This window comes from Brevibacterium sp. HMSC24B04, assembly GCF_001806835.1.
Classification (GTDB): domain Bacteria; phylum Actinomycetota; class Actinomycetes; order Actinomycetales; family Brevibacteriaceae; genus Brevibacterium; species Brevibacterium ravenspurgense.
This window is the reverse complement of record NZ_KV786093.1, coordinates 39310-39594: the sequence shown is the minus strand read 5'-3', so window position 1 is coordinate 39594 and position 285 is coordinate 39310. Positions and strand designations below refer to the sequence as shown.

Sequence of the window (285 nt, the reverse complement as noted above, 5' to 3'; positions counted from 1 at the left end):
CCTTCGAACCATCCGGGTAAGTCACCTCAACCGGGACAGTGATCTTGTCACCAGGCTTAGCATCCTCAGGGATGGTAACGGTAATCTCACCGGTGTTCTCATCGATGGTCACACCATCAGGAACGTTCTCACCAGGTCCGAACGTGGTGCCCTCAGGAGCGTCGGTCGGGTTGCCGTCCTTGTCCTTGAACTCAGGCTTGTCGATCTTGACGTCGTCACCAGGCTTACCCGAACCATCTTCGTAGCCAGGCTCGTAGATGGTGTTCTGGTTCGGAACCTTCGGGT

The 285-nt window shown here is 56.1% G+C and carries 1 protein-coding gene; it reads right to left on the bottom strand.

Going from position 1 to position 285, the window contains the following annotated elements:
• Positions 1 to 285, bottom strand: a 285-nt coding sequence (locus HMPREF3092_RS11215; protein WP_176745703.1) for a YPDG domain-containing protein, incomplete at both ends; no start/stop codon positions are given.